Here is a 22318-nt window from a genome sequence, read left to right as displayed (position 1 = left end):
GGGGGCTCCCGGCGGAGGTACGGGCTCACGGCCCCGCCCGTCAGGCGGTGCGCAGGCCGGCGAAGGCCGTCCGGACGACGGCCTCGGCGACCTCGTCCCGGCCGGCGATACCGCCACGCCCCGGGCGGTACCACTCCACGATGGAGTTGATCATGCCGAAAAGCAGTCTGGTCGCCAGCGGGATGTCCACGTCCGGGCGGAGGTCACCGTCGTCGGCGGCCTGCTCCAGCAGTGCGGCGACCCGGTGGTCGAACTCGCGGCGGCGCTCCATGGCCCACCGCTCGGTGTCGGTGTTGCCCCGCACCCGCAGCAGCAGCGTCACGTAGGGCAGCTCGTCCAGCAGGACCTCGGTGACGCGGCGGGTGACGTACTCCAGACGCTCGATCGCCCGGCCGCCGGTCGCGCCTGGCTCCTCCAGGACGCCGAAGAGCCCGTCCAGCGCGCGGCTTATCGCCCGCCGCAGCAGCTCTTCCTTGCTCCGTACGTGGTGGTAGATCGAGGACTTGGAGATTCCGGCCGCCCGGGAGAGGTGCTCCATGGAGGTGCCGTCGTACCCGCGCTCGATGAACACCTCAACGGCGACCGCGAGCAGCGAATCGGGCGTATAGGCGTCGCGCTTGCTCATGAAGACGATTACAGCACCCCGCGCACCCCGTCCGCAGGGCGCCCGAACGATGTCCCGAACATCCCCGACGCACATCCAGGATGACCCGGACCTGCTGGGACGTTGCCGACGCGGGCGCCTCGCGACACCGCGCGACAGCACCGTACGCGGGGCACTTCCGGCCGGGTTTTCCACCGGTCCACCGGACCCTCTTGCCCCGACCGATCGTTCGGTTACCCTAACTCCGTTGCCAGCTTTTGCGCTCCGCTCTCCTGTTCCCCTCCGCCCGGTTCGACGAGGAGTTGGTCTCCGATGGCCGCCGACATGACCCCCGCGCAGTTGATCGAGAAGCACCGCCCGACGCTCGACACGGCGCTGGAGACGATCCGCACCCGCGCCTACTGGTCGCCCCACCCCGAGCACCCCAAGGCGTACGGCGAGAGCGCGGCAACGGACGGCCTCGCCGCCTTCGAGGCGGTACGCGGCACCCGCTTCGACCTCGACCAGCCCGGCACCGACGACTGGGTCGGCGAGGAGGTCTCCCCGTACGGGCCCGAATTGGGCATCACCTATCCGCATCCCGACCCCGACGTGCTGCTGCCGGCGATGCGCGCCGCGCTGCCGGTCTGGCGGGACGCCGGTCCCGAGGCGCGGGCGGCCGTCTGTCTGGAGATCCTGGCCCGGATCAGCGCCCGCACCCATGAGTTCGCCCAGGCCGTGATGCACACCAGCGGGCAGGCGTTCATGATGGCGCTCCAGGCCGGCGGGCCGCACGCGCAGGACCGCGGTCTGGAGGCGGTGGCGTACGCGTACGCCGAGCAGACCCGTGTCCCGGAGCGGGCGCCCTGGTCGAAGCCGCAGGGCAAGCGCGATCCGCTGGAGCTGACCAAGGCGTTCACCGCCGCGCCGCGCGGGGTGGCCCTCATGATCGGCTGCAACACCTTCCCCACCTGGAACGGCTACCCGGGCCTCTTCGCCTCCCTGGCGACCGGCAACGCGGTGCTGGTCAAGCCGCACCCGCGGGCGGTGCTGCCGCTGGCGCTGACGGTGCGGGTGGCCCGCGAGGTGCTCGCCGAGGCCGGTTTCCCCGCCGATCTGGTGTGCCTGGCGGTGGACCGTCCCGGCGAGGGCCTGGCCAAGACGCTGGCCGTCCGGCCGGAGATCCGGATCATCGACTACACCGGCTCGACCGCCTTCGGCGACTGGCTGGAGACCAACGCCCGTCAGGCGCAGGTCTACACCGAGAAGGCCGGGGTCAACACCGTCGTCATCGAGTCGACCGACGACTACAAGGGCATGCTCGGCAACCTCGCCTTCTCGCTCTCCCTCTACAGCGGCCAGATGTGCACCACCCCGCAGAACCTCCTCATCCCCCGGGGCGGCATCACCACGGACGCCGGCCCCAAGTCGTACGACGAGGTGGTCACGGATCTGGCGGGCGCGGTCAGCGGGCTGCTCGGGGATGACGCGCGTGCCAACGCCCTGCTGGGGGCGCTGGTGAACCCGCAGGTCAAGGCGCGACTCGACGGTGCGGCCGAACTCGGCGAGGTGGCGCTGGCCTCCCGGTCGGTGTCTCACCCGGAGTTCCCCGGGGCGACGGTCCGCACTCCGGCGATCATCAAGCTGGACGGTACGAAGCCGGAGTCCGCGGCGGTCTGCCGGACGGAGTGCTTCGGCCCGGTCTCCTTCGCGGTGGCCGTCGACTCCGTGGATGCCGCGGTGGCGCTGCTGCGGGACACCATCCGCGAGCAGGGCGCCATGACGGTCGGCGCGTACACCACCTCGCCCGAGGTGGAGCGGCAGATCGAGGACGTCTGCCTGGACGAGTGCGCCCAGCTGTCGCTCAACCTGACCGGCGGGGTCTATGTGAACCAGACCGCCGCGTTCTCCGACTTCCACGGCTCCGGCGGCAATCCGTCCGCCAATGCCGCCCTGTGCGACGGCGCCTTCGTCGCCAACCGCTTCCGGATGGTGGAGGTACGCCGCCCGGCGTGAGGCGTGCCGGGCGGGACGGGCCCTCGGCGCGACGTTTCACGTGAAACGCCGTGCCGACCCGGACACCCCCGTCGGCGGTGTTTCACGTGAAACGCCTGCCGGTCCGCCCGCACCCGGCCCGCACCCCGACGCCCCGGTCGGAGGCGAGTTGCCTCCGACCGGGGCGTCCGTGGTTCCGTCAGGGCGCGGCACGCGGTCAGGGCGCGACCGGCGGCTCGATGACGGCGTGGCGACCGATCCAGGCGTGCATGGCGATGGCCGCGGCGGCACCCGCGTTGATCGACCGCGTCGAGCCGAACTGCGCGATCGAGCAGACCACCGAGGCATGGCGCCGCGCCTCCTCCGTCAACCCCGGCCCCTCCTGGCCGAAGAGCAGGACGCAGCGGCGGGGCAGCGCGGTGGTCTCCAGCGGCACGGCACCGGGCAGGTTGTCGATCCCGATGATCGGCAGCCCCTCCGCGGCGGCCCAGGCGGTCAGCTCCTCGGTGCCCGGGTGATGACGGACGTGCTGGTAGCGGTCGGTCACCATCGCACCGCGGCGGTTCCAGCGCCGCTGCCCGACGATGTGGACCTCCTTGGCCAGGAAGGCGTTGGCGGTCCGCACCACGGAGCCGATGTTGAAGTCGTGGCCCCAGTTCTCGACGGCCACATGGAAGTCGTGGCGACGGGTGTCGAGGTCCGCGACGATCGCCTCCCGCGTCCAGTAGCGGTAGCGGTCGACGACGTTGCGCCGGTCGCCCCCGGCGAGCAGCTCGGGGTCGTACCGGTCGTCCTCCGGCCACGGCTCGGGGTGCGGCCCGACCCCGACCTTCGGGCCGTACCCCTCGTCGTACTGGAGCGGTTCGGCCGCGGCGGACGGCGCCGCCGCGGCATCGGGGGCCTGCGCGGCCGGGGTGGTCATCTCGCTGCTCACCCCACGAGCGTAGAACGCCCCGGAGGCGCTACGGACCGGCCGGTGCCCGCACGCCCTCCACGGCGACGGGCGATTCCGTCGTGCCCCGGCGGGTGGAGCGGCGGGCGGTGAGCGCCGAGAACCGGCCGCCGATCCAGGTCAGGAAGGGCGTCGGCAGGAACACCAGGTCCGCCGCGATCATCGCCGCGGAGAAGAACGGCAACCCGAGGAGGAACGCGATCGACAGGTGCTCGCAGACCATCACGACCAGCAGAGCGTTCTTCAACCGCCGGTTGAAAAGCGTGAACGGGAAGGCGACCTGCACCATCACCGTGCCGTACGTGAAGAGCAGGACCAGCAACCCGCTGGCACCGAGCAGTACGGAGAGCTCCGGCCACGGCGAGAAGTAGTCCAGGTGCATCGGGTAGTAGACCGCGGTGCCGTCCTGCCACCGCGAACCCTGGATCTTGAACCAGCCGGCGGTCGCGTAGACGAGGCAGACCTCGACCATGATCACCAGTAGGGCACCGTTGTGCAGCACCGAGCCGAGGATGTCGAGCACCGTCCGCGGCTCACCCGCAGCACGCCGGTCCACCGCCCACCGCAGACCGTGCGCGGCCCACAGCAGCCACAGCGCCAGTCCCCAGCCCACGTACGGGAACGGACCGTGGCCGAGCCAGCTCAATCCGTAGCACCCGAGCAGCTGCGCGACGGCGAGCGCCAGGCCGAGCACGGTCCACAGGGCGACGCCGGGCAGGTCACGTCCGGCGCCCCCGCCCCGCTCCTCCGTGCGCCGGGCGCGGCGGGCGTCCAGCGACCACGCCTGACCGCACCGGGTCAGCACCAGGTACATCGCCATCAGATGGATGATGTTGTCGCCGCCGTCGCCGATGAAGACGCTGCGGTTCTGGAGCGACAGCACACCGATCATGAACAGCACCGACATGGTGCGGGTGCGCCAGCCCACCATCAGCAGCGCGGCGGAGACGATCGCGAAGAGATAGACCACCTCGAACCAGGCGTGCCCGTCCGACCACGGCAGGACCGAGAAGGCGTGATTGCCGTCGAGCAACCGCCGCGCCATGTCCAGGCTGAACGGACTGTCCGGCCCGTAGAGCGCCGCGCGGTGCGGCCACTCCCGGAGCAGGAACAGCAGCCAGGTCGCCGCGAACCCGATCCGGAGGACCGCCGTCTGGTACGGCGCCATCGCCCGCCCGGTGACCAGCCGGAACCCACGCCCCACGAGACGCTCGATACGGGTCTCGGAAACAAGAGAAGGGGGAGCGGAGGGGGCCGGGGACGAGGGGTTCCCGGGCGGCTGCGAGGAGGGCACCCCCTGCACAGCGGGTGTGCCCTGGGAAACCGGTGCGTCCGGCGCGGGCACTCCCTCCCGTCCCCGCGGGGCCCGCCGCTCCTCGCCGACGCTGCGAGCCTGCCGCTCCTCCTGATCCGGCGGCCCCGGCCGATCCGCTCGGTGCTGCTGGTCCTGCCGGTCCACCCGGCCCTGCCGGTCCCGGCCCGATGCTGCGGTCACTTGCTCCTCGCCCCCTCGGGCAGGTCCGCCGTGGTGACCTGCCACCAGGGCAGTACACGGAACGCGGGCTTGTCGCTGATCTTCTCGCTGCTCCAGCTCGGCGGGGCGATCTGCGTCGTCACCGAACGGACCTGGAACCGCTCGGGGCGGCCCTGCCGCGACCACTCCGGCTCCATCCGCTGCATCATGATCCGCCGGATGTACCGCTCGGACAGCTCACCGCGCGTCCCGATCGCGGCGTTCTGCGCGTTGTGCGTGCTGACGAAGTACTCCCAGGCGCGCCGCAGTTGGTTCTGCTGCGTATGGCTGGGGGCCGGATTGTGGTGGACCGCTCGGCCGTCGCGCGCGGTGAGATCCGTCCAGCCGGTGGTCCGCACCCCGCCGTCGCCGGTACGCAGCACCGCACGCACCTGGACGGCGGTGTTCTGCTGCATCGGGTTGGGCGCGAAGAGCTTCCAGTTCTGCTCGTACTCGGGGTAGACGTACTCGCCGATCGCGTCCCGCTGTGCCTTGCTGAGCGTGTTCTCCGGCGCGACATGCAGAAACATCATGGCCAGATGGATCGCCACGGCCACGGCCACGGCACTGACCGCCATGCATATGACGATCCGCGAGGGCAGTGAGAGCGCGGCCACCGACCGCGATTCATCACCGTTTGACTGCATTCCCGCCCCGTTCCCAGATTCCCGATCGGCCCACTACGCCCCGGAACCGTAACCGGAGACCCCGACCCGGCACAGCCGCACCTGGTCACGGCACCCAGCACCGCCCCGCCACCGGGCACGCACCGACCCCGGTCACGCCCGGCCGGGAGCGCCCACCCGTGGCCCCGCCTCCCGCGTCCGCGGCCCCGCACCGCCCACGGCCACTCCAGGAATCCGGCCCGGCCGCCGACCGCGCGCCCGAGAGTCACCACCGGGAGCCGTACGCATTCCCAATTCCTGCAACCTGTTCTACCTTGACGCCTCGTCAGGTCAGCGCCCGCGGAAGGACAACCAGTGGACTTCACCTTCACCGAGGAGCAGCAGGCCGCCACCGAGGCGGCGAAAGCCGTGTTCGCCCAGGTGGCACCCGACGGGGTGCCCAGCCCCGCACTCACCGCGGGCGCCGTCGCCGACGACTTCGACCGGGACCTCTGGCGCGCCCTTGCACGGGCCGACCTCCTCAGCCTGCTGACCGCGCCCGAGTACGGCGGCGCCGGGCTCGACCCGATCGCCCTCTGCCTGGTACTCCGCGAGGCAGGGCGCGTCCTGGCCCGGGTCCCGCTGCTGGAGTGCGCCGCCGCCTCCCGCCTCCTGCAACACCACGCGACGGAAGCGGTACGCGCCGAACTGCTGCCCCGTATAGGACGCGGCGAACTCGTGATCACCACCGCCTCCGACGGGCGGACCGGCCACGACGCCGCGGAGCTGGCCGTCACCGCGCGACCGGACGCCGACGGCTGGCTCCTCGACGGAGCCCAGACCACCGTTCCCTGGGCCTACGGCGCCGACCTGGCGCTGCTACCCGCGCACACCCCGGACGGCCGGACCGTCCTCGCCCTGACCCCGCTCACCGCCCCCGGACTGATCCGCCACGAACAGATCTCGACCACCGGCGAACGCCACGCCGAGCTGCGGCTCACCTCGGTGCGCCTGACCGACGCGGACATCCTGACCGCCACCGGCGCCGCCGAAGAGCTACGGACGCTGCTGACCTGCGGTACCTGCGCCCTCGCCCTCGGGCTGGGCGAAGCGGTGCTCGCGATGACCGCCGACTACACCGGCAAACGCGAACAGTTCGGCTTCCCCCTCGCCACGTTCCAGGCGGTCGCGGTACAGACGGCCGACCGGTTCATCGACCTGCGCGCGATGGCGGCCACCCTCTGGCAGGCCGCCTGGCGCATCGGCACGGGCGCGACCGGCGCACTGCCGCCGGCGGGCGATGTGGCCGTCGCCAAGATCTGGGCGTCGGACGGAATCCGCCGCACCGTACAGACCGCCCAGCACCTGCACGGCGGCTTCGGCGCGGACACCGACTACCCGCTCCACCGCTACCACGCCTGGGCCAAGCAGCTGGAACTCTCCCTCGGTCCCGCCGCCGCCCACGAAGAAGCCCTCGGCGACCTCCTCGCCGAACACCCCCTGCGTGAGGACGGCTGAAAACCCGGGACGGGCTCCACCCCGCACCCGGGCGCTCAGGCCCGGGGGCTCAGACCACCCGGCCGGTGCCGCCCTTGCCGTCCGTGACCGGACGACCGGCGGCCTCCCACGCCTGCATCCCGCCCGCGACGTTCACCGCGTCGACGCCCTGCTGGAGCAGGTACTGCGTGACCTGCGCGGACCGTCCGCCGACCCGGCAGAGTACGTACACCTTGCCGTCGGCGGGCGCCGCATCGGTCAACTCGGCGTAACGGGCGACGAATTCGCTCATCGGGATGTGCAGGGCGCCCTCGGCGTGCCCCGCCACCCACTCATCGTTCTCACGGACGTCGAGCAGGAAGTCCTCGGACGTGAGCGCGTCGGCACGGACCGTGGGCAGAGAACCTGTGTGCATGGCCCCGACGCTACCCGACCAGCCGGGAGAGGTACGCCTCGCGCTCGGAGACATCGGCGAGCAGCTTCTCGGCGATCTCGTCCAGCAGCCCGTCCGGATCCTGCGGCGCCATCTTGATCATCGCGCCGATCGCGCTCTCCTCCAACTCTGCCGCGGCCGCGGCCAGCATCTCCTTCCGCGCCGCCAGCCACTCCAGCCGCGCGTACAGCTCCTCACTCGCGCTCAGCCGCTCCTCGACGGGGACCGGACCGGCCTCCCACTCCCGCGTCAGCGCACCCAGCACCGCCTCGTCCCCGGCGGCGTACGCGGCATTGACCCGGGCGATGAACTCGTCCCGGCGACGCCGCTCCGCATCGTCCCGCGCCAGATCCGGATGCGCCTTACGTACCAGATCGCGGTAGACCCGCCGGGCCTCCTCGCTGGGCCGCACCTTCTGCGGCGGCTGCACCGGCTGCTCGGTGAGCATCGCCTGCGCCTCCGGGAACAGCCCGTCCGCCCCCATCCAGCCGTGGAACAACTCCTCCACCTCCGGCATCGGCAACACCGCCGCCCGAGCCTCCCGCGCCTTACGGGCATCCTCGGGATCACCGGACCGCGCGGCGACCGCCTCCGCGATCTGCGCGTCCAGCTCATCGAGCCGGGCATACATCGGACCGAGCCGCTGGTGATGGAGCCGGGAGAAGTTCTCCACCTCCACCCGAAACGTCTCCACCGCGATCTCGAACTCGATCAACGCCTGCTCGGCGGCGCGCACCGCCGCCGCGAGCCGCGCCGTCGCCGCCTCCTCGGCCGCACCGGGCCCCTCGGACGCCCCGGACGCCTCCGGCACATCCGTCGCATCCGGCGCGACCGACGCCCCCCTGGTGTCGGTGGCGTCCGCCGCTCCCCCGGCGTCGGCTCCGCCCCGGCCGTTCTGCACGTTCTCCGCGTACGAGTTCGTCACCCGGCCAGCGTACGGCCCCGTGCCGGGAGGAGGCGGGGCGTGCCGGGAGGGGCGGGGGAGCGGGGGGGGGAGGCAGTGGCTGCTCCGTACTCCTCCGGGGGGCTCCCCCCGCCCCCTCCCACCCCTCCCCCTCAAACCCCCCTCTCCGCCGCAACCCGTCCGCTCGCGACGGCGGCGGACAGCTCTGCGTGGTCGGCTTCGGTCCGGTCGGCGTAGGCCGTCGCGAAGCTGCCCATGGCGTCGTCGAGCGCTTCGGATTTCCCGCAGTATCCGGCGAGGACGCGGGGGTCGGCGCTGTGTGCGTGGGCGCGGGCCAGCAGGGCGCCGGTCATCCGGGCGTAGTCGTCGAGTTGCTCACCGGTGAGCGCTGCCGGGTCCACGCTGCCTTTGCGGTTGCGGAACTGCCGTATCTGGAAGGCGGTCTCCGTCGTGCGGGTGTCTCCCGCAGTGCCGGGTTCGGGTATGTGGGCGGTGGCCCAGCCGAGCAGGGTGTCGCTCACCACCTGCATCCGGCGCTGTCCGAGCACCACCCGGCGCCCTTCGTGGGGTACTTCCGGGACTTCGAAGCCGGCTTTCGCCACGTGGGGTGCGAGTACGGAGCTGCGGGCCTCCTTGACCTGGAGTATCAGTGGTTCGCCCCGGTGGTCGAGGAGGAGCACGACGTACGAGCGGAGTCCGACGCTGCCGGTGCCGACGATTCGGAACGCCACGTCGTGCGGTGCGTAGCGGGCCAGGAGGGGAAGCCGGTCGTCGGGGAGGGTGTCGAGGTAGCCGCCGAGTGCGGTGATGACCGCTGCGGCTTCCGCGTCCGGTACCCGTCTCAGGACCGGGGGTGCGTCGATGAAGTGGCGGCCGCCGTCGGGGGTGCGTGTGGTCGATTTGGCGGCGAACCGTGCGCTGGTGTTGTTGCGTGCTTTGGCCGCGACGCGTTCCAGGGTGCCCAGGAGGTCTCTGGCGTCGGTGTGGGAGACCAGTTCTTCGTCGGCGATGGCGTTCCATGCTTCGGTGACCGGCAGTTTTGCCAGGAGTCGCAGGGTGCGGCGGTAGGCGCCCGCGGCGTCCCGTGCGGCGGCGAGGCAGGTGTCCTCGGCGGCGCCCGCTTCACGTCCGGCGAGGACGAGTGAGGTCGCCAGGCGTTTGAGGTCCCATTCCCAGGGGCCGTGGAGCGTTTCGTCGAAGTCGTTGAGGTCGATGGTGAGGCCGCCGCGGGCGTCGCCGTAGAGGCCGAAGTTCGCGGCGTGGGCGTCGCCGCAGAGTTGCGCGCCGATGCCGGTCACGGGTGCTGTGGCGAGGTCGTGGGCCATGAGTCCGGCGGAGCCGCGGAGGAAGGCGAACGGGCCGGCGGCCATCCGTCCGACGCGTATGGGGGTGAGTTCCGGCAGTCGCCCGGCGTTGGTGCGTCGCACGGCGGTGACGGCGTCGGGCCGGTCGGTCGCTTTCGGCGGGAGCAGTGCCTGGGCCGGTCTCGGCAGTCGTTCCCGCAGTGCCCGTCCGGCGGTTTTCGCGGCTCGTCCCGCGGTCTCCGCTCGTGCGAAACCCGGTACGTACGGCACTCGTACCACCGTGGTCACCTCCCCCTTCGGTCGTGTCGCGCCGGTGCCGGACGTGGTGTCCGGCCGTGGGTGTGGTGCCCGGACCGGCCTGTCACGGGATGACGTTACCGATCGCGGGGAGAGGGCGGCGGGCCTGTGGAAAAGTGCGGTCCGAGGCGTCCGGAGCTTGCTGTGCCGGCACGCGGTGCAAGCCTTCCGTCCCCTCTCCGACCTGCACGGCCGTCGCGTGGGCGGGTGTTTTCCACAGGCAACGCCGGTGCACGCCACCGGAGTTCGGCCTCCAGTGGCCGGGGACGGCTGAGGGCCGGAGGCAACCGATGCCTCCGGCCCTCAGCCGTCCCGTGGTGGTCAGACCCCCACGGCTTCCTCCATCTCCTCTTCCTCCGCCGCGTGTTCGGCCGTGGCGCGGGCTGCGCTGTCGTATCCCGTGCGCGGGCCGGGGTCGGTCACCGTGGCGGCGACCGCCGCCGCCGCGACTGCCGTGGCGCGTTCGGCGGCTTCGTTCTCGGCGGCCTTGCGGCGCCGTTCGGCGAGGCCGGCGACGGTGATCATGGCGGCGCCGACGAGCAGCCAGACGACCAGGGTCCAGACGTGTCCGGCCAGTCCGTTGCCGCCGAAGTAGACGTGGCTGCGGGTGCCCTCGACGAAGCCGGCGCCGTTCCAGAAGGAGTGCAGGGCGGCGAAGAATCCGTTCTGCATCTCGGGGCGGAAGATGCCGCCGGACGAGGTGAAGTTGAGCATCACGAAGAGGGCCATCACGCCGAGCGTGGTCCAGCGCTTGAGGAAGGTGTGCAGTCCGACGCCGATCAGCAGGATTCCGGCGGAGTAGAGCCAGGCCATGCCCCACAGTCCCCACAGTCCGTGGTCGACGAGGTGGAAGACGGGCCCGGCGAACAGCACCCCGAGGATGCTCACCACGAAGGACGTACCGGCCACCAGCGCGGCCCGCAGCCGCATGGGGAGGACGCCCCCGGCGCCGCCGATCACCGCGACCGAGGCGTACGAGCCGATGCTGATCGCCACGAGCAGGAAGAAGATGCCCTGCCCCGTGGGGTCGTCCTTCGCGGTCGGCGCGATGTCGGTGACCTTGAGCGGCTGTCCCTGCGCGGCGGCGAGGGGCGTGAAGATCTTCTGGACGACGGTGGCGCTGGTGTCCGATCCCGCGGTGGCCACGAGGAGTTCGGGTGCCTGCCGCGCTCCGCCGTCCGCGCCACCCTTGAGGACGTACGCGCCGAAGATGTCCTGGTGGCGGAGTTGGTCCACGGCGTCGGCGCGGTGGGCGACCGTCCGTACCTGGAGTTCTCCGGCGGCCTTGTCGTTGATCGACTGTGCCAGCAGTTGGGCGCTCTTCCCGGAGCCGACGACGGCGACCGGCAGGTCGTGCGGTGCCGGGTTGGCGAACGCGCCGAGGTAGGCCAGACCCATCCCGATGCACATCAGCAGCGGGGTGATCAGGTGTGTCAGTACGTGGCGCAGCCCGGCGGCGTGCGGGTTGCGACGGTGCTCACGTCCGTGATCGGGGTGGTGGTCGGAGCGGACCGGACTCATGGGGCATGCCTTCTCACGCTAGTCGGCTCGGCTGCGGCCAGAAGTTGGCCTTTGCAACCTTCACAGCTCATCGGTTGGCTTTTACAACTCGATTCACGTTGTACTATACAACTACTTCTCGGAAAGGCAATCCATGACCCAGCGCGACGCATCCGTCGAGACCATCCAGCAGCAGCTGACCGCCTTCGCCCGGCGCGCCCGCGCCACCGCCGCCCGGATCCATCCCGAGCTGTCCCTGGTCTCGTACACCTTGCTGGCGCACCTCGACGACCAGCGGGGATGCCGGGCCACGGACCTCGCGGCGCACTACCTCCTGGACAAGTCCACCGTCAGCCGGCAGATCGCCGCACTGGAGAAACTGGGCTTCGTGGAACGCCGGACGGACCCGGACGACCAGCGCGTCCAGGTGCTGCATCCCACACCCGCCGGCGCCGCGGTGCTGTCGAACGCCATGACCAGCCGCCGCCAGGCGTTCCACGAGCGGCTCGCCGACTGGGACGAGGCCGACCTCGCCCGCTTCGCGTCCTACCTGCTCCGCTACAACACCGCCCAGGAACGGGAGCGGAACGGCTGACCACCCCGCCCGCGAAACCCCTACGGGCTCGGCACCTACTTGCGGAAACGCTCCGGACACCGGCCGCCGTCGGCCAGATACGTCTCGGCCCACCGTCCCAGTTCCTTGAGCGCGGGCTCCATGGCGAGACCGGCCTCGGTCAGCCGGTACGCGACACGGAGCGGGGGCCCGGCATCCACCTCGCGCACCACCAGACCGGTCGCCGCCAGCTCCGCGAGCCGGTCGGAGAGCATCCGCTCACTGATGCCGGGGATCGCCCGCCGCAGGTCGGCGAAGTGCACCGGTCCGGGCAGGAGCGTGGCCACGACAAGGCCGGTCCAGCGCTTCCCGAACAGCTCGAAGACGCGCGTCATCCTGCCGTCGACCTGCCTGCACGCCGCCTCGCCGTGGTCCGCCATGCCCCCAGCCTACCGACCCGGCGCCAGGCGCTGCGGAAAAGTAAGCAGCTGTGTTATGAATAGCAACGTACAAACTTCAACCAGTAGGCCGTGCCGTGCCCGGCCGCGAACCGAAGGACCGATCCCCATGGCCACGCTCCTCCACCTCGACTCCTCCGTCTTCCCCGAGGACGGCTCCGCGTCCCGCGCCGTGACCGCCGCCTTCCGCGCCGCCTGGCTGGCGGAGCACCCCGACGGCACCGTCATCTACCGCGACCTCGCCGCCGACCCGCTCCCCCACCTCGACGGCACCGCCGCCGCGGCCGGATTCTCCGACCCGGCCACCCACACCCCGGAACAGCGGACCGCCTTCGCCCTGCGCACCCGCCTCGCCGAGGAGCTGGAGCAGGCCGACGCCATCGTCATAGGCGCCCCGATGTACAACTTCACGATCCCCTCGACGCTCAAGGCGTGGCTGGACCAGACGATCATCATGGGCCGCACGGCCGGCGCCGAGCCGTCCGCCAAGGGCACCCCCGTCACCGTCGTCGCCAGCCGCGGCGGCTCCTACGCCCCCGGCACCCCCCGCGAGGGCTCCGACCACGTGCAGAACTACCTGGAGACCGTGCTGGGCGACGGCTTCGGTCTGAAGGTCGACTTCATCGTCCCCGAGCTGACCATGGCCCCCGCCAACCCCGCGATGAGCGAACTGATCCCGCTGTACGAGGCGTCCCGCGAGAAGGCCCTTGCCGAGGCCACCGCCAAGGGCCGTCAGGCCGCGGCCGTCGCCACCGCCTGACGCCCGCCGCCTCCGTACGCCCCGGGAACGACCGGCCACACGGCGTCATCCCGGGGCCGGAACCCGGACGATATTTCGGACGAGATGCGCCGCCGCCCCGGAACCGGACGTGGTGAGAAGCACAACGAAAGACCCCCGGTCTCCGGATTTCTCCGGAGACCGGGGGTCTCATCTGTGCGCGAGGGGGGAGTTGAACCCCCACGCCCTTTCGGGCACTGGAACCTGAATCCAGCGCGTCTGCCTATTCCGCCACCCGCGCATGGGTGTTGTCGTTTGATTCTCTCACGCGATCCGGGTTTCTCTTTCCCGTTTCGGGGGGAGCGCCTTGCGACATGCAGAACATTAGCACGGCGCGGCGGGTGGTTTCACCTGCCCTTATCCCCGCCCCCGGCCAGGCCGCCGCCGGCGGACCGCGACCCCGGCTTCCGGCCGCCTCACGGACGCCGGCGCGCGTTCCGCCCTCGTACGCCCCTCCCGTCCCGGCCACCCGGCGCCGGGACCCGGCCCCGCCCGGAGCGAGGTGAACGGTTGCGGGACACTGTCGGCGGGGCACCTCTACCATCGCAGTGCACGGACGACGGGCACGGCGCCAACGCCCCAACAGGCAACCCTGTGAGGGGGGACACTCGTCACTCCGGGCGGGAAAGGGGAACCAGCTGATTTCCCGGCGCGTGGATACGATCGGTAAGCAGTATCAGGACGACTCTGTCGAAGACTGAGGAAGGAGGTGCCCCGTGGGAGTACTGAAGCGCTTCGAGCAGCGTCTCGAAGGTCTCGTCAACGGCACCTTCGCCAAGGTGTTCAAGTCCGAGGTGCAGCCCGTTGAGATCGCCGGCGCGCTCCAGCGCGAATGCGACAACAACGCGACCATCTGGAACCGCGACCGCACGGTCGTCCCCAACGACTTCATCGTCGAGCTGAGCGCACCCGACTACGAGCGGCTCAGCCCCTACAGCGGACAGCTCGGTGACGAACTGTCCGGGATGGTCCGCGACTACGCCAAGCAGCAGCGCTACACCTTCATGGGCTCCATCAAGGTGCACCTGGAGAAGGCCGACGATCTCGACACCGGCCTCTACCGGGTACGCAGCCGCACCCTCGCCTCCAGCACATCCCAGGAACAGCCGGGCCAGGCGCCCGCCGGGCGCGGTTCACCGGCGCCCCGGGGCGGCTACACCGGCGGCGGCCACGTGGGCCCGCCCCCCATGCCCACGTCCCCGCCGCCCGGCGCTCCGCCGCGTACGGCTCCGCCCGGTGCCGGGCCGCAGCCGCAGGCACAGACCCGGCGCTGGATCGAGATCAACGGCACCCGCCACCAGATCTCGCGCACCTCGCTCGTCCTGGGCCGCAGCACCGATGCCGACGTCCGGATCGACGACCCCGGGGTCTCCCGGCGGCACTGCGAGATCCGCGTCGGCACGCCCCCCACGGTCCAGGACCTGGGCTCCACGAACGGGATCGTGGTGGACGGGCAGCACACCACCCGCGCTAGTCTCCGCGACGGCTCGCGGATCGTCGTGGGCAGTACCACCATCGTTTACCGGCAAGCCGAAGGGTGAAGCGGGGGCAATGTCAGAGCTGACCCTCACGGTCATGCGGTTGGGTTTCCTCGCCGTACTGTGGCTGTTCGTCATCGTGGCCGTACAGGTCATCCGCAGCGATCTGTTCGGCACGCGCGTCACACAGCGCGGCGCCGCCCGAAGGGGCGGCCAGGAGGCACGCGGCCAGCGGCAGCAGGCCGCGCCGCCGCAGCAGCGCCGCCAGGACGGCGGGCGCGGCGGCAACCGCCAGCGCCGGGGCGCCCCCACCAAACTGGTCGTCTCCGAAGGCACTCTCCAGGGCACCACCGTCGCCCTCCAGGGCCAGACCATCTCCCTGGGCCGGGCGCACGATTCGACGATCGTCCTGGACGACGACTACGCGTCCAGCAGGCATGCCAGGATCTACCCCGACCGTGACGGCCAGTGGATCGTCGAGGACCTCGGCTCCACCAACGGCACGTACCTGGACCGGAACCGCCTGACGACGCCGACCCCGATCCCGCTGGGTGCCCCGATCCGCATCGGCAAGACCGTCATCGAGCTGCGGAAGTAGTACGACTTATGAGCGAGCGGAGCGAGCGAGCCGCGGCGGTCCACTCGACGGCCCCGAGCGTGCTCCCGACCGGAGGGTGGGCAGTGTGGCTCGACGAGACCGGCTGTACCCCGAGCCGACAGGTGAGGTGCGCATGAGTCTTTCCCTGCGCTTCGCCGCCGGATCGCACAAGGGCATGATCCGGGAGGGCAACGAGGACTCCGGTTACGCCGGCCCACGGCTGCTCGCCATCGCCGACGGCATGGGCGGCCAGGCCGCGGGCGAGGTCGCCTCGTCCGAGGTGATCTCCACCCTCGTCCAGCTCGACGACGACGTCCCCGGCTCCGACATCCTCACCTCCCTCGGCACCGCCGTGCAGCGCGCCAACGATCAGCTGCGCGTCATGGTGGAGGAGGACCCGCAGCTCGACGGCATGGGCACCACCCTGACCGCGCTGCTGTGGACGGGCCAGCGGCTGGGCCTGGTGCACGTCGGCGACTCCCGCGCCTATCTGCTGCGGGACGGCCAGCTCACCCAGATCACGCAGGACCACACCTGGGTGCAGCGCCTCGTCGACGAGGGCCGGATCACCGAGGAGGAGGCCACCACACATCCGCAGCGCTCGCTGCTGATGCGGGCCCTGGGCAGCGGCGACCGTGTGGAGCCGGACCTGTCGATCCGTGAGGTCCGGGCCGGTGACCGCTACCTGATCTGCTCGGACGGACTCTCCGGTGTCGTCAGCCACCAGACGCTGGAGGAGACCCTCGCCAGCTACCACGGCCCGCACGAGACGGTCCAGGAGCTGATCCAGCTCGCGCTGCGCGGCGGCGGCCCCGACAACATCACCTGCATCGTCGCCGACGTCCTCGACGTCGACGGCAACGAGGCGCTGGCCGGGCAGCTCAACGACACCCCGGTCATCGTCGGCGCGGTCGCCGAGAACCAGAACCAGCTCAACGATCCGAGCACCCTGCAGACCCCGGCCGCCCGCGCCGCCGAACTGGGCCGCGGCCGGGACGTCCCGGCGCAGTCGCCCGGCGGCGGCTTCGGCCCGCCCGGCAGCGGCGACGGCGACATCGCCGGGCCGCCGCAGGGCACCTTCGGCGCCTTCACCGACGAGGACTTCCTCAAGCCGCGGCGCCGCGGCACCTGGATCAAGCGGTCGCTGTTCTCGGCGCTGGCGCTGGCGGTCGTCGGCGGCGGTCTCTACGCGGGCTACCGCTGGACGCAGACGCAGTACTTCGTCGGCGCCAAGGACGATCACGTCGCGCTCTACCGCGGCATCAGCCAGGACCTGGCGTGGATCTCGCTCAACAAGGTCGAGAAGGACCACCCCGAGATCGAACTCAAGTACCTACCGCTGTACCAGCAGACCCAGGTCAAGGAGACGATCCCGGCCGACACCCGCGACGAGGCGACCCTCAAGGTCACCGAGCTGGGCAAGCAGGCGCACGCCTGCCTGAGCAAGCAGCAGCGGGAGGCCGCCGAGCGCGCCGCGGCCAAGGCCAAGAAGGACCGGGAGAAGGCACAGGGCAACGGCAAGGCCGGCAACACCAGCGGCCATCAGCCCGGCACCTCCACCGTCCCCGGCGACCGGACCGCCACCGCCGGTACCCCCGGCACCCTCGCGTCCCCGTCGACTCCCCCGGCCGACATCACCAGCCAGGCCCCCTCCGAGGAGCAGTTGAAGCTGGAAAAGAATTGCAGCACCCAGCAGTGAGGGCGTAGGGGGCCGTACACGTCATGAGCAGTACCACCAACACCACCACCATCGGCACCATCGGAGCCCCGAGCCGCCGCAACACCGAGCTGGCGCTGCTCGTCTTCGCCATCGTCATCCCGGTCTTCGCGTACATCAACGTCGGGCTGGCCAAGAAGCAGGAGGTCCCCGCCGGGGTCCTCGGCTACGCCCTCGGGCTGGCGCTGCTGGCGGGCGTGGCCCATCTCGTCGTCCGTAAGTGGGCGCCGTACGCGGATCCGCTGATGCTGCCGATCGCCACCCTCCTCAACGGACTCGGGCTGGTCTTCATCTGGCGGCTCGACCAGGAACCGCAGATCACCACCACGAATCTGGGCGGCCCGATGGCGCCCGGCCAGCTGATGTGGTCGACGCTGGGTGTCGCGCTCTTCCTCGCGGTGCTGATCTTCCTCAAGGACCACCGCGTCCTCCAGCGCTACACCTACATCTCGATGGTGGTCGCGCTGGCGCTGCTGATCGCGCCGATCTTCTTCCCCGCCCGCTACGGCGCGCGGATCTGGATCACCCTGCCGGGCGTCGGTTCGCTGCAGCCCGGTGAGTTCGCGAAGATCATCATCGCGGTGTTCTTCGCCGGGTACCTGATGGTGAAGCGGGACGCACTGGCGCTGGCCAGCCGCCGCTTCATGGGGCTGTACCTGCCGCGCGGCCGTGACCTCGGGCCGATCCTCGTCATCTGGGCGCTGAGCCTGATGATCCTGGTCTTCGAGACCGACCTCGGTACCTCGCTGCTCTTCTTCGGCCTCTTCGTGATCATGCTGTACGTCGCGACCGAGCGCACCAGCTGGATCGTCTTCGGTCTGCTGCTGAGCGCCGGCGGCGCCGTCGCGGTGGCCACCTTCGAATCGCACGTGCAGGTCCGTGTCCACAACTGGCTGAACCCGCTGGAGAAGCTGAACGGCGGCGTCACCGAGACCGCGCAGGCGATGTACTCCTTCGGCTCCGGCGGCATCCTCGGCTCGGGGCTCGGCCAGGGCTACTCCCGCCTCATCGGCGGTATCGCCCCGAAGAGCGACTACATCCTCGCCACCGTCGGTGAGGAGACGGGGCTCGCCGGTCTGATGGCCGTGCTGCTGCTGTACGGCCTGCTCATCGAGCGCGGTATCCGTACGGCGCTGGCCGCCCGCGACCCGTTCGGCAAGCTGCTGGCCATCGGCCTGTCCGGTGCCTTCGCGCTCCAGGTCTTCGTCGTCGCCGGCGGTGTGACGGGCCTGATCCCGCTGACCGGTATGACGATGCCGTTCCTCGCCCAGGGCGGTTCGTCCGTGATCGCCAACTGGGCGCTGGTCGGCATCCTGCTGCGGATCAGCGACACCGCCCGGCGGCCCGCCCCGGCCCCCGCCCCCTCCACCGATGCCGAGATGACCCAGGTGGTCCGCCCGTGAACAAGCCCCTGCGCCGGGTCGCGATCTTCTGCGGCCTGCTCGTCCTCGCCCTGCTCGTCCGCGTCAACTGGGTGCAGTTCGTCCAGGCCGACGAGTTGAAGAACAGCACCGACAACCGCCGCGTCGCCATCGAGCGGTACAGCAAGCCGCGCGGCAACATCATCGTCGACGGCAGCCCGGTCACCGGCTCGACGACCACCAGCAGCGGCGACTACAAGTTCAAGCGGACGTACAAGAACGGCAAGATGTGGGCGCCGGTCACCGGGTACGCCTCGCAGGCGTTCGACGCCAACCAGCTGGAGAAGCTGTACGACAAGATCCTCACCGGCGCCGACGACCGGCTCTTCTTCAGCCGTACCGTCGACATGCTGACGGGCCGCAAGCAGGAGGGCGGCAACGTCGTCACCACCCTCAGCGCCAAGGCCCAGAAGGCGGCCTTCGAGGGGCTGGGTGACAAGAAGGGCGCGGTCGCCGCGCTCAACCCGGAGACCGGCGCGATCCTGGCGCTGGCCACAGCGCCGTCGTACGACCCGTCCACCTTCGCCGGGATGAGCGACAAGGACTCCGAGGCGTACAACGCTCTGCTGAAGCAGAACAACCCGGACGACCCGACGCTCAACCGCGCGCTGCGCCAGACGTACCCGCCCGGTTCGACGTTCAAGGTCGTCACGGCCGCCGCGGCGCTGGAGCACGGTCTCTACACCGACATCGACGCCCCGACGCGGTCGCCGCTGCCCTGGTACCTGCCGGACACCAACCACGTCCCGCTGCCGAACGAGGGCAACATCCCCTGCAAGGACGCCAGCCTCCGTGAGGCGTTGCGCTGGTCCTGCAACACCGTCTTCGGCAAGATCAGCGCCGACCTCGGCAACAAGACGATGAAGGCCGAGGCGGAGAAGTTCGGGTTCAACCACGCGAAGATCGACACCCCGGTCCGCGCCGCCGAGAGCGTCTACCCCGTGGACAACCGGCCGCAGAACGCCCAGGCCGGTATCGGTCAGGCGTCGAACCGCGCCACTCCGCTCCAGATGGCCATGGTCACCGCGGCGATCGCCAACGGCGGCAAGCTGATGGAGCCGTACATGGTCGACAAGCTGGTCGCGCCCAACCTCAACGTCGTGGAGCAGCACTCCCCGAAGGAGATGAGCCAGCCGCTCAAGCCGGAGAACGCCCAGAAGCTCCAGGAAATGATGGAGACGGTCGTCAAGGACGGTACGGGTAAGGCCGGCCAGATCCCGGGCGTGACGGTCGGTGGCAAGACCGGTACCGCACAGCACGGTGAGGGCAACAAGGACAACCCGTACGCGTGGTTCATCTCCTACGCGAAGACCGGCAAGGGCACCCCGGTCGCCGTCGCCGTCGTGATTGAGGGGTCCGACACACTCCGCGGTGACATCGCGGGTGGCAAGCTCGCCGCCCCGATCGCGAAGAGCGTGATGGAAGCGGTGCTCAGCGACAAGAAGTGACTCCTGGGCATGGCCGTACCGGTCGGATATCAGCTTGCGGCTGCGGCCCGGCCCGGTACGGCGCGCCGGGTACGGTATGCCCGGACAGCACACCGCCGGACCACACACGGGTGCGGTCGGGACTGACGGAGAGGGCTGGAGAAGCTTATGGATGAGCCGCGTCGCCTCGGCGGCCGGTACGAGCTGGGCTCGGTGCTGGGCCGCGGCGGTATGGCCGAGGTGTACCTCGCCCATGACAGCCGCCTGGGCCGCACCGTAGCGGTGAAGACGCTGCGGGTGGACCTCGCCCGTGACCCGTCCTTCCAGGCCCGGTTCCGCCGTGAGGCCCAGTCGGCCGCCTCGCTGAACCACCCGTCCATCGTCGCGGTCTACGACACCGGCGAGGACTACGTCGACGGCGTCTCGATCCCGTACATCGTCATGGAGTACGTGGACGGCTCCACGCTGCGGGAGCTGCTGCACTCCGGGCGGAAGCTGCTGCCCGAGCGGTCCCTGGAGATGACCATCGGGGTGCTCCAGGCGCTGGAGTACTCGCACCGGGCCGGCATCGTCCACCGCGACATCAAGCCCGCCAACGTCATGCTGACCCGCACCGGTCAGGTCAAGGTCATGGACTTCGGCATCGCCCGCGCGATGGGCGACGCCGGGATGACCATGACGCAGACCGCCGCGGTCATCGGCACCGCGCAGTACCTCTCCCCGGAGCAGGCCAAGGGCGAGCAGGTCGACGCCCGCTCCGACCTCTACTCCACCGGCTGCCTGCTGTACGAACTCCTCACCGTCCGGCCGCCGTTCATCGGTGACTCGCCGGTCGCGGTGGCGTACCAGCATGTGCGGGAGGAGCCGCAGAAGCCGAGCAACTTCGATCCCGAGATCACGCCGGAGATGGACGCCATCGTCCTCAAGGCGCTGACCAAGGATCCGGACTACCGCTACCAGTCGGCCGATGAGATGCGGGCCGACATCGAGGCGGCGCTGGACGGGCAGCCGGTCGCTGCCACCACCGCGATGGGCGCGGTCGGTTTCGACCAGGATCAGCCCACGACGATGCTGCGGCCGCAGGACCCGGGCGCGCAGACCGCGATGCTGCCTCCGATGAACCCGGACGACGGCGGCTACGGCTACGACGACCGGCCCTCGGGCCGCCGCGGGGCCTCCGGGCCGCCGAAGAAGAGCCACACCTCGACGATCCTGCTGGCCGTCGCCGGTGTTCTGGTGCTGGTCGGGGCGATCTTCATCGGCAAGGCGATGTTCAGCGGCAAGACCGCCGGCGGAGGGGTGACGGCACCCAATGTCGTCGGCGAGACCCTGGCGCAGGCGAGGGAGTCCGCCCGGAACAACAACGGTGGTCTGAAGGTCGCCAAGGGCGGCAGCGAGGCGTGCGAGAACGTCGAGAAGGGCCAGATCACCAAGCAGGATCCGGCGGAGGGCGCCGCCATCGACGAGGGCGGCACGATCACCGTCACGGTGTGCACCGGCCCCAAGCAGGTGCAGGTCCCGAACGTCCGCGGGTTCAGTGAGGACGAGGCGCGGACCGAGCTGAAGAACAAGGGCTTCGAGAACGTCGAGGTCACGCAGAAGGTCTCCGAGGAGGCCGAGGGCACCGTCCTCGACCAGGACCCGAAGCCGGGCGCCAGCAAGCCGAAGAACACCACGATCACGCTGACGATCGCCAAGGCGAACCCGAAGGTCAAGGTGCCCGACGTCGTCGGCAACGACTTCGCCGCCGCGGAGAAGCAGCTGAAGGACCTCCAGCTCCAGGTCACCAAGCAGGAGCAGGACGTGTCCGACCCGGCGCAGGTCGGCAAGGTCATCTCCATGAATCCGGCGGGCCATACGGAGGTCGACGCCAACTCCACGGTGACGCTGACCGTCGGCAAGGCGGCGGCGCAGAAGCCGGTGCCGAGCGTCCTCGGTCAGAAGGTGAAGGACGCGAAGAAGGCGCTCCAGGAGGCCGGGTTCACCAACATCCGGTTCGCGGACGGCAGCAGTCAGGACGACAACGCCCGGGTCATGGCGCAGGACCCGGCGGGCGCCACCCCGTCCGACCCCGGCTCCACGACGGTGACGCTGACCACCGCCGGCGGTGGCGGTGACCACGGGGACGATGATGACGACGGTGGCTGGCCGTTCCCCTAGCGGCGGCGGTCACGCCTCGGCCGAAGCGTCGTGAGCGACCCGCTCCGTGCATGAGCCCCGGCCCCTTTCCAGGGGGCCGGGGCTCATGTCGTTCGTGGCGAGGCGGGCGGGGGCGGGAGCCTGCTGCAGGGCGGGGCCGTCTCGT

General features: G+C 70.8%; 19 protein-coding genes and 1 tRNA gene. 10 read left to right on the top strand and 10 right to left on the bottom strand.

The features are described 5' to 3' along the window. Positions 1–40: 40 nt before the first annotated feature. On the bottom strand, positions 41–625 hold the full coding sequence (locus ACZ4M8_RS19735) for a TetR/AcrR family transcriptional regulator (RefSeq protein WP_467609032.1): 585 nt from the start codon (positions 623–625) through the stop codon (positions 41–43). A 291-nt stretch (positions 626–916) separates the two neighbouring features. Here ACZ4M8_RS19735 and paaN point away from each other — a divergent pair, with 291 nt between their 5' ends. Continuing rightward, the gene (paaN, locus tag ACZ4M8_RS19730; protein ID WP_467609030.1) at positions 917–2599 is read left to right on the top strand and encodes a phenylacetic acid degradation protein PaaN; all 1683 of its coding nucleotides are present in this window, start codon (positions 917–919) and stop codon (positions 2597–2599) included. 196 nt (positions 2600–2795) lie between these two features. Here the strand turns inward: paaN and ACZ4M8_RS19725 are convergent, their stop codons facing one another. The 3 genes from ACZ4M8_RS19725 to ACZ4M8_RS19715 form a co-directional block, all read right to left on the bottom strand. Then, the gene (locus ACZ4M8_RS19725) at positions 2796–3500 is read right to left on the bottom strand and encodes a TrmH family RNA methyltransferase (protein WP_467609167.1); all 705 of its coding nucleotides are present in this window, start codon (positions 3498–3500) and stop codon (positions 2796–2798) included. Between the two features lie 40 nt (positions 3501–3540). Next, on the bottom strand, positions 3541–4734 hold the full coding sequence (locus ACZ4M8_RS19720; RefSeq protein ID WP_467609028.1) for an HTTM domain-containing protein: 1194 nt from the start codon (positions 4732–4734) through the stop codon (positions 3541–3543). 287 nt (positions 4735–5021) lie between these two features. Next, positions 5022–5690, bottom strand: a complete 669-nt coding sequence (locus ACZ4M8_RS19715) for a DUF5819 family protein (protein ID WP_467609026.1) — start codon at positions 5688–5690, stop codon at positions 5022–5024. Between the two features lie 333 nt (positions 5691–6023). Here ACZ4M8_RS19715 and ACZ4M8_RS19710 point away from each other — a divergent pair, with 333 nt between their 5' ends. Then, on the top strand, positions 6024–7166 hold the full coding sequence (locus tag ACZ4M8_RS19710) for an acyl-CoA dehydrogenase family protein (RefSeq protein WP_467609024.1): 1143 nt from the start codon (positions 6024–6026) through the stop codon (positions 7164–7166). 49 nt (positions 7167–7215) lie between these two features. On the opposite strand, the gene ACZ4M8_RS19705 is transcribed toward ACZ4M8_RS19710, so the two are convergent. The 4 genes from ACZ4M8_RS19705 to ACZ4M8_RS19690 form a co-directional block, all read right to left on the bottom strand. Continuing rightward, positions 7216–7560: a rhodanese-like domain-containing protein gene (locus tag ACZ4M8_RS19705; RefSeq protein ID WP_467609022.1), complete on the bottom strand. Its 345-nt coding sequence runs from the start codon at positions 7558–7560 to the stop codon at positions 7216–7218. Positions 7561–7570: 10 nt separating this feature from the next. Continuing rightward, positions 7571–8503, bottom strand: coding sequence for a hypothetical protein (locus ACZ4M8_RS19700; protein ID WP_467609020.1), 933 nt, complete (start codon positions 8501–8503; stop codon positions 7571–7573). 131 nt (positions 8504–8634) lie between these two features. Further along, entirely contained in the window at positions 8635–10074 is a 1440-nt protein-coding gene (locus ACZ4M8_RS19695) for a DUF2252 domain-containing protein (RefSeq protein ID WP_467609018.1), read from the bottom strand. Between the two features lie 330 nt (positions 10075–10404). Further along, on the bottom strand, positions 10405–11604 hold the full coding sequence (locus tag ACZ4M8_RS19690) for an ABC transporter permease (protein ID WP_467609016.1): 1200 nt from the start codon (positions 11602–11604) through the stop codon (positions 10405–10407). A 133-nt stretch (positions 11605–11737) separates the two neighbouring features. On the opposite strand from ACZ4M8_RS19690, the gene ACZ4M8_RS19685 reads away from it, so the two are divergent. Continuing rightward, positions 11738–12178 (top strand): MarR family winged helix-turn-helix transcriptional regulator, encoded by a 441-nt coding sequence (locus ACZ4M8_RS19685; RefSeq protein ID WP_467609014.1) that lies wholly within the window; start codon positions 11738–11740, stop codon positions 12176–12178. Between the two features lie 35 nt (positions 12179–12213). Here ACZ4M8_RS19685 and ACZ4M8_RS19680 read toward each other — a convergent pair whose 3' ends face one another. Then, complete coding sequence (locus tag ACZ4M8_RS19680; protein ID WP_399088485.1) at positions 12214–12576, bottom strand: winged helix-turn-helix transcriptional regulator; 363 nt, start codon at positions 12574–12576, stop codon at positions 12214–12216. A gap of 127 nt (positions 12577–12703) precedes the next feature. Here ACZ4M8_RS19680 and ACZ4M8_RS19675 point away from each other — a divergent pair, with 127 nt between their 5' ends. Beyond that, positions 12704–13354, top strand: a complete 651-nt coding sequence (locus tag ACZ4M8_RS19675) for an FMN-dependent NADH-azoreductase (protein ID WP_467609012.1) — start codon at positions 12704–12706, stop codon at positions 13352–13354. 175 nt (positions 13355–13529) lie between these two features. Here the strand turns inward: ACZ4M8_RS19675 and ACZ4M8_RS19670 are convergent. Beyond that, positions 13530–13613, bottom strand: a tRNA-Leu gene (locus tag ACZ4M8_RS19670). A gap of 475 nt (positions 13614–14088) precedes the next feature. Between ACZ4M8_RS19670 and ACZ4M8_RS19665 the strand changes: the two genes are divergently transcribed. The 6 genes from ACZ4M8_RS19665 to pknB all read left to right on the top strand — a co-directional run bounded on the left by ACZ4M8_RS19665 (position 14089) and on the right by pknB (position 22173). Next, positions 14089–14913, top strand: a complete 825-nt coding sequence (locus tag ACZ4M8_RS19665) for an FhaA domain-containing protein (RefSeq protein WP_467609010.1) — start codon at positions 14089–14091, stop codon at positions 14911–14913. A 10-nt stretch (positions 14914–14923) separates the two neighbouring features. Further along, the gene (locus tag ACZ4M8_RS19660; protein ID WP_467609008.1) at positions 14924–15448 is read left to right on the top strand and encodes an FHA domain-containing protein FhaB/FipA; all 525 of its coding nucleotides are present in this window, start codon (positions 14924–14926) and stop codon (positions 15446–15448) included. Between the two features lie 133 nt (positions 15449–15581). After that, on the top strand, positions 15582–17147 hold the full coding sequence (locus tag ACZ4M8_RS19655) for a Stp1/IreP family PP2C-type Ser/Thr phosphatase (protein ID WP_467609006.1): 1566 nt from the start codon (positions 15582–15584) through the stop codon (positions 17145–17147). 23 nt (positions 17148–17170) lie between these two features. Beyond that, the gene (locus ACZ4M8_RS19650) at positions 17171–18568 is read left to right on the top strand and encodes an FtsW/RodA/SpoVE family cell cycle protein (protein WP_467609004.1); all 1398 of its coding nucleotides are present in this window, start codon (positions 17171–17173) and stop codon (positions 18566–18568) included. Next, positions 18565–20034: a peptidoglycan D,D-transpeptidase FtsI family protein gene (locus ACZ4M8_RS19645; protein WP_467609002.1), complete on the top strand. Its 1470-nt coding sequence runs from the start codon at positions 18565–18567 to the stop codon at positions 20032–20034. The genes ACZ4M8_RS19650 and ACZ4M8_RS19645 overlap by 4 nt, the downstream gene beginning before the upstream one ends. 147 nt (positions 20035–20181) lie before the next feature. Next, positions 20182–22173: a Stk1 family PASTA domain-containing Ser/Thr kinase gene (gene pknB / locus ACZ4M8_RS19640; RefSeq protein ID WP_467609000.1), complete on the top strand. Its 1992-nt coding sequence runs from the start codon at positions 20182–20184 to the stop codon at positions 22171–22173. The last annotated feature ends 145 nt before the right edge of the window (positions 22174–22318 follow it).

It is taken from the genome of Streptomyces sp. NPDC027185 (assembly GCF_055567035.1).
Note: the sequence above shows the minus strand (reverse complement) of the source record. Positions and strands in the feature narration are given on the sequence as shown.

Bases quoted from the DNA above. Each gene is read 5' to 3' on its own strand.
- ACZ4M8_RS19660 (WP_467609008.1), top strand. From the start codon at position 14,924: ATGTCAGAGCTGACCCTCACGGTCATGCGGTTGGGTTTCCTCGCCGTA.
- ACZ4M8_RS19705 (WP_467609022.1), bottom strand. From the start codon at position 7,560: ATGCACACAGGTTCTCTGCCCACGGTCCGTGCCGACGCGCTCACGTCC.
- pknB (WP_467609000.1), top strand. From the start codon at position 20,182: ATGGATGAGCCGCGTCGCCTCGGCGGCCGGTACGAGCTGGGCTCGGTG.
- ACZ4M8_RS19680 (WP_399088485.1), bottom strand. From the start codon at position 12,576: ATGGCGGACCACGGCGAGGCGGCGTGCAGGCAGGTCGACGGCAGGATG.
- paaN (WP_467609030.1), top strand. From the start codon at position 917: ATGGCCGCCGACATGACCCCCGCGCAGTTGATCGAGAAGCACCGCCCG.
- ACZ4M8_RS19725 (WP_467609167.1), bottom strand. From the start codon at position 3,500: ATGACCACCCCGGCCGCGCAGGCCCCCGATGCCGCGGCGGCGCCGTCC.
- ACZ4M8_RS19650 (WP_467609004.1), top strand. From the start codon at position 17,171: ATGAGCAGTACCACCAACACCACCACCATCGGCACCATCGGAGCCCCG.
- ACZ4M8_RS19685 (WP_467609014.1), top strand. From the start codon at position 11,738: ATGACCCAGCGCGACGCATCCGTCGAGACCATCCAGCAGCAGCTGACC.
- ACZ4M8_RS19675 (WP_467609012.1), top strand. From the start codon at position 12,704: ATGGCCACGCTCCTCCACCTCGACTCCTCCGTCTTCCCCGAGGACGGC.
- ACZ4M8_RS19715 (WP_467609026.1), bottom strand. From the start codon at position 5,690: ATGCAGTCAAACGGTGATGAATCGCGGTCGGTGGCCGCGCTCTCACTG.
- ACZ4M8_RS19655 (WP_467609006.1), top strand. From the start codon at position 15,582: ATGAGTCTTTCCCTGCGCTTCGCCGCCGGATCGCACAAGGGCATGATC.
- ACZ4M8_RS19735 (WP_467609032.1), bottom strand. From the start codon at position 625: ATGAGCAAGCGCGACGCCTATACGCCCGATTCGCTGCTCGCGGTCGCC.
- ACZ4M8_RS19690 (WP_467609016.1), bottom strand. From the start codon at position 11,604: ATGAGTCCGGTCCGCTCCGACCACCACCCCGATCACGGACGTGAGCAC.